The sequence below is a fragment of the Lutibacter sp. genome, assembly GCF_013139515.1.
In the GTDB taxonomy this organism is placed as follows: domain Bacteria; phylum Bacteroidota; class Bacteroidia; order Flavobacteriales; family Flavobacteriaceae; genus Lutibacter.
Genome location: NZ_WTAR01000066.1, coordinates 1 through 8,648 on the forward strand (window position 1 = coordinate 1; position 8,648 = coordinate 8,648).

General features: G+C 30.5%; 10 protein-coding genes. 3 read left to right on the plus strand and 7 right to left on the minus strand.

From position 1 onward, the window contains the following. Positions 1 to 950: efflux RND transporter periplasmic adaptor subunit (locus GQ540_RS06595; RefSeq protein ID WP_291799161.1), on the plus strand; the 950-nt coding region annotated here is incomplete at its 5' end. A gap of 184 nt (positions 951 to 1,134) precedes the next feature. Then, a complete protein-coding gene (locus GQ540_RS06600) occupies positions 1,135 to 1,515 on the plus strand; it encodes a hypothetical protein (RefSeq protein WP_291799164.1) in 381 nt (126 codons plus the stop codon). 28 nt (positions 1,516 to 1,543) lie between these two features. Here GQ540_RS06600 and GQ540_RS06605 read toward each other — a convergent pair whose 3' ends face one another. From GQ540_RS06605 to GQ540_RS06615, 3 genes are read right to left on the minus strand one after another with little or no spacing between them, the layout of a single operon-like run. Further along, positions 1,544 to 2,431 (minus strand): 3-hydroxyacyl-CoA dehydrogenase family protein, encoded by an 888-nt coding sequence (locus GQ540_RS06605; RefSeq protein ID WP_291799167.1) that lies wholly within the window; start codon positions 2,429 to 2,431, stop codon positions 1,544 to 1,546. A 9-nt stretch (positions 2,432 to 2,440) separates the two neighbouring features. Beyond that, on the minus strand, positions 2,441 to 3,217 hold the full coding sequence (locus tag GQ540_RS06610; RefSeq protein ID WP_291799170.1) for a PhzF family phenazine biosynthesis protein: 777 nt from the start codon (positions 3,215 to 3,217) through the stop codon (positions 2,441 to 2,443). Between the two features lie 3 nt (positions 3,218 to 3,220). Continuing rightward, complete coding sequence (locus GQ540_RS06615) at positions 3,221 to 4,180, minus strand: Gfo/Idh/MocA family oxidoreductase (protein ID WP_291799173.1); 960 nt, start codon at positions 4,178 to 4,180, stop codon at positions 3,221 to 3,223. 85 nt (positions 4,181 to 4,265) lie between these two features. On the opposite strand from GQ540_RS06615, the gene GQ540_RS06620 reads away from it, so the two are divergent. After that, positions 4,266 to 4,907 (plus strand): protein-L-isoaspartate(D-aspartate) O-methyltransferase, encoded by a 642-nt coding sequence (locus tag GQ540_RS06620; protein ID WP_291799176.1) that lies wholly within the window; start codon positions 4,266 to 4,268, stop codon positions 4,905 to 4,907. A gap of 23 nt (positions 4,908 to 4,930) precedes the next feature. On the opposite strand, the gene GQ540_RS06625 is transcribed toward GQ540_RS06620, so the two are convergent. The 4 genes from GQ540_RS06625 to GQ540_RS06640 form a co-directional block, all read right to left on the minus strand. Then, complete coding sequence (locus GQ540_RS06625) at positions 4,931 to 5,626, minus strand: hypothetical protein (RefSeq protein ID WP_291799179.1); 696 nt, start codon at positions 5,624 to 5,626, stop codon at positions 4,931 to 4,933. A 30-nt stretch (positions 5,627 to 5,656) separates the two neighbouring features. Next, entirely contained in the window at positions 5,657 to 6,184 is a 528-nt protein-coding gene (locus GQ540_RS06630; protein ID WP_291799181.1) for an HAD family hydrolase, read from the minus strand. Beyond that, the gene (locus tag GQ540_RS06635; protein ID WP_291799184.1) at positions 6,168 to 6,929 is read right to left on the minus strand and encodes a DUF2520 domain-containing protein; all 762 of its coding nucleotides are present in this window, start codon (positions 6,927 to 6,929) and stop codon (positions 6,168 to 6,170) included. Before GQ540_RS06635 ends, GQ540_RS06630 begins: the two co-directional genes overlap by 17 nt. Before the next feature lie 87 nt (positions 6,930 to 7,016). Beyond that, a partial coding sequence (locus GQ540_RS06640; protein ID WP_291799187.1) for a putative PEP-binding protein occupies positions 7,017 to 8,648 on the minus strand: 1,632 nt, incomplete at its 5' end.

An 8,648-nucleotide genomic window follows, 5' to 3' on the forward strand; every position in this document is an offset into this window, starting at 1 on the left:
AAGAAGCTGAAATTAAACCTAAGGTTTCAGGAATTATCGAAAAAATTTATGTTGAAGAAGGTGCCCAAGTTAATATTGGGGATTTAATTGCAACTATTAGAGTAGTTCCAAATGTACAATCATTAAACAGTGCTCAAGGAAATGTGAAAACAGCGCAATTACGTTTTGAGAATACTAAAACATTATTCGAAAGAAATAAAGGTTTATTTGATAAAGGAGTTATTTCTAGACAGGAATATGAAACGGCTGAATTAAACTTTAATAGCGCAAAACAAGATTTAAGTAATTCTAGAAACAACTTACAAATTATTCAAAAAGGTTCTGCGGCTGGAATGGGAAAAACAGCAAACACATATGTAAAAGCTGAAATTTCAGGAACAATTTTAGAAATTCCGGTTAGAAAAGGAAATCAAGTTATTGAAAGTAATACTTTTAATGCAGGTACTACTATTGCAACAATTGCAGATATGACAAAAATGATTTTTGAAGGAAAAGTTGATGAAGCTGAGGTTGGTAAAATAAAAAATGGAACAGTTTTAGAAGTATCTTTAGGAGCCATTGAGAATAAAAAATATCCAGCAAAATTAAATTTTATAGCTCCAAAAGGAACTGAAGAAAATGGCGCTGTTCAATTCAAAATTAAAGGAGATGTAACGTTAGATGATGAGTTTTTTGTACGTGCAGGTTATAGTGCAAATGCAGATATCGTTTTAGAGAAAAAAGACAGTGTGCTTTCAATTAAAGAAGCTTTATTACAGTTTGATAAAAAAACTGAAAAACCTTATGTTGATGTTAAAACCGGAGAACAAGAATTTGAAAAGCGTGAAGTTGAATTAGGAATTTCTGACGGTATTAATGTTGAAATTATTTCAGGAGTTACAATAGAAGATGAAATAAAAATATGGAATAAAACTTCTAAAAAAGAAGATAAAGAAGAAGAGGATAATTAATAGTTGATTTTTATATTAATTTTAAAAGCGTTTTAACTTAAGTTAAAACGCTTTTTTTATATCTTTATAAAACTATTTTAATATTATTTTTTTATAGATTTAAATTTATATGATTTTTATCAGATGAAAATCAAGTTAAAAGTTAGAACTTTATAGTAGTGTAACCTTAAAAAGTAAAATGTACATGGAGAGTCAGTTATTAGTCTTAAGTGATTTAAACTTTAATTTAGAAGTTTGGAAAAGAGAGTTGAAATTTCAAGAAAGTGAAATGGATTATTTTGAGGAAAAATTAGAACATATTGCAATTAGAAACCTTGGGACTGAGGTAATGGTGCAATTGGAAGGTTTCCAAAACAAAATAATTCGAGAGCGTGAAGTTATGGGGCATTTAAGACACAGAATTAGGATGAAAAAGAGAGAATTGGCACAAACAAAATTTGAAACAAATGCAGAGATTTTATTTCAAGAAAAACAAGTTTTATTAAAAGATGAAATGAAAACATTTGTAAAAATGCATTACCAATTAAAAGAATTGATGATGGATTTTTTCTTAAAAACGTTATAAAAAAAAGCCGCAATTTGCGGCTTTTTTTTTATTTAAATTGTTTGGATATAATTTCAGCTTTTCGAGATTCTGAATAATCATAAAAACCTTCACCAGATTTTATTCCAAGTTTACCAGCTTGTACCATATTAATTAATAATGGACAAGGTGCATATTTAGGGTTTTTAAAACCATCATACATTACATTTAAAATAGAAAGACAAACATCTAGTCCTATAAAATCAGCTAATTGTAAAGGTCCCATCGGATGAGCCATTCCTAACTTCATAACGGTGTCAATTTCATAAACACCAGCAACGCCATTGTATAATGTTTCTATAGCTTCGTTTAACATTGGCATTAAAATTCTATTTGCAACAAAACCAGGGTAATCATTAACTTCAACAGGTACTTTTTTTAAACTTTCTGAAAGTTTCATAATTGCTTTAGTAACTTCATCAGTTGTGTTGTAGCCTCTAATTATTTCAACCAATTTCATAATAGGAACTGGGTTCATAAAATGCATTCCAATTATTTTATCAGGACGTTTTGTTACTGCAGCAATTTTAGTTATTGAGATTGAAGATGTATTTGTTGCTAAAATTGCTTTCTCAGGAGCTTCCTTATCTAATTGTTTAAATATTTTTAATTTTAAATCTACATTTTCAGTAGCAGCTTCAACAACTAGATCTATATTTTTTACACCTTCAGCAATAGAAGTGAATGTTGTAATATTAGTTAGTGTTTGTTGTTTTTCTTTCTCAGTAATTCGTTCTTTAGCAAGTAAACGATCTAAATTTTTAGTGATTGTTGCTAAACCTTTATCTAAGGCTTCTTGAGAAATATCAATTAAATTTACGGTGTAATTACTTTGTGCAAAAACATGTGCAATTCCATTGCCCATTGTACCAGCTCCAATAATAGCTATATTTTTCATAAATTATATTTATAATGTTAATTGTCCTTTTAAATAGGTAATTGCTTGTCCGCTCATTTCAACTCGTTCATTTAAATATTGGCATTTTAATACACCAACTCTTTTTGAAAGTTGAAGAGCCTCTAACTTCTTTTTATGTAATTTTTTAGACCAAAAAGGAATTAATAATGTATGAGCTGATCCTGTAACAGGATCTTCATTTATACCCAGTTTAGGTGCAAAAAATCTTGAAATAAAATCAAATAAGTCTCCTTTTGAAGTTACAATAATTCCGTTTGATTCTAATTGTGATAATAAGTTGAAATTTGGTTCTAAATTAGAAATTGTAGTTTCGTTTTCAAGCTCAACTAATAGTTTCCATTTTCCTTTATATGTTTTTATTATAGGAACATTTAAGGCTTGTTTTAAAAGAGCAGGAGTTTCAATTTCTATAACTTCTTCAGAAGGAAAATTTAAAGTGTACCAATCTTCATTTTTTTTAACAGTTAGTTTACCACTTTTAGAATTAAATTCTAAAACTTTTTCAGCATAATTAAGTTCAGTAAAAATAATATGCGCAGCAGCTAATGTTGCGTGCCCACATAAATCAATTTCACTAGCAGGTGTAAACCATCTAATATAAAATGATTGCTTAGTTTTTACAAAGAAAACGGTTTCAGATAAATTATTTTCTTCTGCAATATGTTGCATCAATTCTTCTGAAATCCATTCTTCTAAAGGACAAACCGCAGCGGGATTTCCTTTAAATATTTCATTGTTAAAAGCATCAACTTGATAAATAGTCATATTTTAAAAATTGTTTATAATTAGATGAGCAATTCTTAACGCTTCAGTACCTTGTTCTAAAGTAACAATAGGAGTTGTGTTATTATTTATTGCATCAGCAAAAGTCTCTAATTCATCTAAAATAGCGTTATTAGCATCAACAGTTGGATTTTCAAAATAGATTTGTTTTTTCACACCTTCAGCATTTTGTAAAATCATATCAAAATCACCTGGTTTTTCAGGAGCATCTTTCATTCTAACAACTTCTGTTGCTTTTTCAAAGAAGTCAACAGCAATATATGCATCACGCTGAAAAAAACGAGTTTTGCGCATGTTTTTTAATGAAATTCTACTTGCTGTTAAGTTAGCAACACAGCCATTTTCAAATTCAATACGAGCGTTTGCAATATCTGGCGTATCACTAATAACTGAAACACCGCTTGCATTTACTTTTTTAACTTTTGACTTTACAACGCTTAAAATAATATCAATATCGTGTATCATTAAATCTAAAACTACAGGAACATCAGTTCCTCTTGGGTTAAATTCAGCCAATCTATGTGTTTCAATAAACATTGGGTTTGTTATTGAATTTTTTACAGCTGTAAAGGCTGGGTTAAAACGTTCAACATGACCAACTTGACCTTTTACTTGGTGCTTTTTTGCAAGTTCAATTAAAGCATCTGCTTCTTCAACTGTTTTAGTAATTGGTTTTTCAATAAAAATATGTTTTCCTTTTTCAATGGCTTCTTTAGCACAATCGAAATGTGAAAGTGTTGGAGTTACAATATCTACAACATCAACAGCATTAATTAAATCTTGAATGGTATCAAATGCTTTGTAGCCAAATTCAGCTGCAACTTTTTGAGCATTTTCTTTTATTGGATCGTAAAAACCTACTAAATTATATTTGTTTGATTGATTTAATAATTTTAAATGAATTTTACCTAGATGTCCAGCACCTAAAACTCCTACTTTTAGCATAATAAGTATGTTTATTTTTTGATAGACAAAAGTAAGAATTTGTAAGCATTTATTCCTATTTTTAGCAACTCAAATTTAGTAATTAGTGAAGGATACGCATAAACATCAGGGACTTAGAAATCAGCTAGTAAAAACTTTAGAAGAAAAAGGGATTACAGATAAAAATGTATTGAATGCAATTGCTAATATTCCACGCCATTTATTTATGGATTCTGGGTTTGTAGATTTTGCGTATCAGGATAAAGCTTTTCCTATAGCGGCAGACCAAACAATTTCACAACCTTATACGGTTGCTTTTCAAACTGAATTATTAGAAGTTAAAGCGAATGATACTATTTTAGAAATAGGAACCGGTTCGGGCTATCAAACTGCTGTTTTAATTGAAATGGGTGCTAAAGTGTATACTATTGAGCGACAAAAAGAGTTGTTTAAGAAGACTTCATTATTCTTACCTAAAATAGGATATAAGCCTAAAAAAATGATTTTTGGTGATGGTTATAAAGGCCTAGCAGAAAATGCTCCTTTTGATGGAATTATTGTTACTGCCGGTGCTCCTTTTGTTCCAAAACCTTTATTAAGTCAGCTAAAAATAGGAGGTAGGTTAGTTATTCCAATTGGTGATGACATTCAAACAATGACATTGTTTATTAGAACCAGCGAAAAAGATTTTGAAAAACACGAATTAGGTAAATTTAGATTTGTGCCAATGTTAAAGAAGAGAAATTAGACACCTAAATATTTAATTGAGGTTTATTGTTCTTTTCCGTTTATAAATTTGGTAGATTTTATAAGGTTCCCAACCTCATCATAAGTTTTCCAAGTGCCAGTTTCTATGCCATCTATATAATTTCCTGCAGCTTCTACCTTTCCGTTTTCATAATAGTATTTCCATTCGCCAGTTTCATTACTGTTATTATTGAAATTCCCTATGGTTTCTAGGTTTCCATTTTTATAAAAACGCTTAAATAATCCAACTAACTCACCATTCTTATAATTTCCATACCCAAGCACTTTTGTTGTTCTATAAGGACTATCTTTAAAATGATAATATTTCCATTCTCCAATTTTCTTATCTTCTTTATTTAGTAGCCCTTCTCCAATTTTTTGTCCATCTCTCATTTCTTGAGCTTTTGTAAGGTTACCATTTTTATCAAAATATTTCCAAGTTCCAGTTTTATCACCATTGTGATAATTCCCTGTTAGTCTAATTTCCCCATTTGAATTATAATGTGTCCATTTACCAACCTTAGTATCGTTATGAAAAAATTTCAATGAGCTTATGTTACTATTGCGGGCAAACATGTATTCTTTTACTTGTAGTGTATCATTTTTCAGAATAGATATTTTTGAAACTTCACCATCAATGTATTCTTTTATTTCTTTTTCTTGGGCTGAAATATCCCCAATAATAAAAATTGTTAGAATTAATAAAAATATTTTTTTCATATGAACTAGATTGTCTTTATTATTGAATCATTAATCATATTTAGCATCAAATTGTCCATTCCATTTTCCTTGAACTTTTAACACTTGTTCAATTACATCACGCACACAACCAGTTCCACCTTTTTTATGAGAAACATACAATGATATATCTTGAATTTCAGGTGCGGCATCTTTAGGACAACAAGGTAAACCAACTTTTGTCATTACAGGATAATCTGGAATATCATCACCCATGTATAAAATATGTTCAGCTTTTATATTGTGAAGTTTCGTGTATTCTTCAAATTGAATTAATTTATTATGTGCGCCTAAATAAACATCAGTTATGCCTAAATTTTTAAATCGTTTTCTAACCGCTTCATTGGTTCCTCCAGAAATAATACACACATTATAACCCGCCATAACAGCGGTTTTAAGTGCATAACCATCTTTTATATTCATATTTCTTACCATTTCTCCATCAGGAAAAATAGTTACTACTCCATTGGTTAAAACACCATCAATATCAAAAATCAATGTAGTAATTTGTGGTAGAATTTCTTTATAACTTTTCTCCATATGTTTTGTAAATAGATTTTGTGAGCAATGTATAAATTTCTTGTTGATTTGCAGTTAACATTGCTTTGTGTTTTTTAATAGTTTTAGTGTCGTTTCTTTTTGCGGGCCCAGTTTGTGCTTCAAAAGGTGATAATTCAGTTATTTTAGTTGCTGTTTCCTGTATTAAAGGTTGTAATATTTGAAGAGGAATGTTGTTTTTGTTGCAAATTTCACCTCCAATATAATATAAATGATTTACAAAATTATTTACAAAAACTGCTGCTACGTGTAATTTTTCACGTTGAACAGAGTTGATTTGATAGCAGTTTTTTGAAATTGAATTGGCTAAATTTTCTAACAATTCTAAATCTTTTTTATCTTCAGCTTCAATACAAATTGGAATGGTTGAAAAATCAATTTTCCTTTCTTTTGAAAAAGACTGTAATAAGTAAAAAACGCCCTTATTTGAATTTGATTGAAGTTCAGTAATAGCAACACTTCCTGAAGTGTGTACTACTAATTTGTTAGTGAATTTTAATTTTGATGAAAGATTAGGAATTGCATTGTCTGAAACAGCAATAATGTAAATGTCAGCATCTTTTAATTCAGAAATATTAGTTGTAATTGAAGTTTTGGTTTTCAAATATTCAATAGTCTCAATAGTTCTGTTGTAAACTTGAATAAGTTCTACGGAAGTGTTCTTTAATAATTTATTTGTTAAATGATATGCTACATTACCACCACCAAGAATTATAACTTTAATCATAGCACGAAGATAATTGAATTGAGTTATAAAAAAAACTCCATCTTTTAAAAGATGGAGTTTTTAATTTTATATAAGAAGAGTTCTTTCTTATTCTCTAATTGCAGCTTGTGCAGCCGCTAAACGTGCAATTGGCACTCTAAATGGAGAACAACTTACGTAATTCATACCAACTCTATGGCAAAATTCTACTGAGCTTGGCTCACCACCGTGCTCACCACAAATACCAACTTTAAGGTTTTCATTTGTTGAACGTCCTTTTGAAGTTCCCATTTCAACTAATTGACCAATACCTTCTTGATCTAATACTTGGAAAGGATCAGCTTTTAAGATACCTTTTTCAATGTAGATTGGTAAGAATTTACCAGCATCATCACGTGAATATCCGAATCCCATTTGAGTTAAATCATTTGTTCCAAAAGAGAAAAATTCAGCATGTTTTGCAATTTCATCAGCAGTTAAACAAGCTCTAGGAATTTCAATCATTGTACCAACTAAATAGTCAATTTTATCTCCTTTTTCTGCAAATACTTCAGCAGCAACTTTTCTTACAATTTCTTCTTGTAATTTAAATTCTTTAATAGTTCCAATAAGTGGAATCATTATTTCAGGTAATGTTTTAACACCTTCAGCTTTTAACTCCATTGCAGCTTCAATAATTGCTCTAGCTTGCATTTCAGTAATTTCAGGATATGTATTTCCTAATCTACAACCTCTATGCCCTAACATTGGGTTAAATTCGTGTAAGTCTTCAACTTTTTGTTTGATTGCTTCAACAGTAATTCCCATTTCAGCAGCCATTTCTTTTTGGTTTTCTTCTTCATGAGGAACAAACTCATGTAAAGGTGGATCCAATAAACGAACTGTTACAGGTAATCCTGCCATTGCTCCAAATACACCTTTAAAATCTTTACGTTGAATAGGTAATAATTTATCTAATGCTTCTCTTCTTCCGGCTTCATCGTCAGCTAAAATCATTTCACGCATACGAACTAAACGTTCACCTTCAAAGAACATATGTTCTGTACGACAAAGACCAATACCTTCAGCACCAAATTCAACAGCTACTTTACATTCTCTTTCAGTTTCAGCATTTGTCCTAACACCTAAAGTTCTGTATTTATCTGCTAATTTCATTATGTTACCAAAGTCACCACTTAATTCAGCATCTTTAGTTCCAATTTTACCATCATATACTTCACCAGTACTACCATTTAAAGAAATCCAGTCACCTTCACGGTATTCTTTTCCTTCAATAGTCATTACTCTAGTTTTGTAATTGATTTTCACAGATCCAGCACCAGAAACACAACATTTACCCATTCCACGAGCAACAACAGCTGCGTGAGAAGTCATACCACCACGAGCAGTTAAAATACCTTTAGCAATGTTCATTCCTTCTAAATCTTCAGGAGAAGTCTCAACACGTACAAGTATAGAAACAGGGTATTTGTTTGCTTCATCAGCAAAAAACACAATTTGTCCGGTTGCAGCACCAGGAGATGCAGGTAAACCTTTCGCTAATACTTTTGCAGCTTTAATAGCTTCACCATCAAAAACAGGGTGTAAAAGTTCATCTAATTTAGCTGGCTCTTGCATCATAATTGCTTTCTTCTCATCAACCCTGCCATCAGTTAGTAAGTCCATTGCAATTTTTACCATTGCAGCAGCAGTACGTTTACCGTTACGAGTTTGTAGCATCCAAAGTTTACCATCTTGAAT

Bases quoted from the DNA above. Each gene is read 5' to 3' on its own strand.
- GQ540_RS06630 (WP_291799181.1), bottom strand. From the start codon at position 6,184: ATGGAGAAAAGTTATAAAGAAATTCTACCACAAATTACTACATTGATT.
- GQ540_RS06600 (WP_291799164.1), top strand. From the start codon at position 1,135: ATGGAGAGTCAGTTATTAGTCTTAAGTGATTTAAACTTTAATTTAGAA.
- GQ540_RS06625 (WP_291799179.1), bottom strand. From the start codon at position 5,626: ATGAAAAAAATATTTTTATTAATTCTAACAATTTTTATTATTGGGGAT.
- GQ540_RS06615 (WP_291799173.1), bottom strand. From the start codon at position 4,180: ATGCTAAAAGTAGGAGTTTTAGGTGCTGGACATCTAGGTAAAATTCAT.
- GQ540_RS06605 (WP_291799167.1), bottom strand. From the start codon at position 2,431: ATGAAAAATATAGCTATTATTGGAGCTGGTACAATGGGCAATGGAATT.
- GQ540_RS06610 (WP_291799170.1), bottom strand. From the start codon at position 3,217: ATGACTATTTATCAAGTTGATGCTTTTAACAATGAAATATTTAAAGGA.
- GQ540_RS06635 (WP_291799184.1), bottom strand. From the start codon at position 6,929: ATGATTAAAGTTATAATTCTTGGTGGTGGTAATGTAGCATATCATTTA.